This window comes from Porphyromonas uenonis 60-3, assembly GCF_000174775.1.
Classification (GTDB): Bacteria; Bacteroidota; Bacteroidia; order Bacteroidales; family Porphyromonadaceae; genus Porphyromonas; species Porphyromonas uenonis_A.
In genome coordinates this window covers 1-611 of sequence record NZ_ACLR01000121.1, presented here as the reverse complement: position 1 = coordinate 611, position 611 = coordinate 1, and the positions used below count along the sequence as shown (strand labels likewise).

Genomic DNA, 611 nt, shown 5'->3' with positions numbered 1-611 from the left:
CCCGTTAAGTCGCTCTGCCATAGCGTTGTGGAGAGGGTTGCCTGTCTGGGTGACGCTGGTTACGATGCCTAGGCTGGCCTCGTAGTCGGTCATCTGCTTGGAGACGTATTGACAGCCTCGGTCGCTATGGAAGATGAGTCCTTTGAGGTCAAAGCCATGCTTTTGGTAGAAGTCAACGGTCTGTTTTAGTGCGTTGTAGGGGCCCTCTGTGGAGAGCGTGGGCTGCAGGTCAAAGCCGGTGATGATGCGGCTATAAGCATCCATCGTCAGGGAGAGATATGCGAAGCCCCCTAAACACTTGACGTAGGTTATGTCTGAGACGGTGAGCCGGCAATGGTCGGTGGCGATGTACTTAGGGGTGGTGTTCAGGTGGTCTTGGAAGCCGTGATTGACTACTCCTTTGGTCGTCTGGGGTGGACGCTTGCGCTTGCGACTTCTCAGCAGCATGTCGTTGGCTCCTAACACTTTGTAAAGCCAGTCTCGACCTACTTGAAAGGTTCCTTTGAAGTACTTGTTGGTACACTCCTGGAGGGTGTCTACGCCTGCCCTGGGGAGCCAACTGCGCACATACTGGCAATAGTGTAGGACGGAGGCTACTTTGACATCTTCGT

General features: G+C 54.2%; 1 protein-coding gene. It reads right to left on the bottom strand.

Annotation, left to right across the window (positions count from 1 at the left end; genetic code table 11):
• Positions 1-611, bottom strand: a 611-nt coding sequence (locus PORUE0001_RS04060) for a DDE-type integrase/transposase/recombinase (protein ID WP_007365199.1), incomplete at both ends; no start/stop codon positions are given.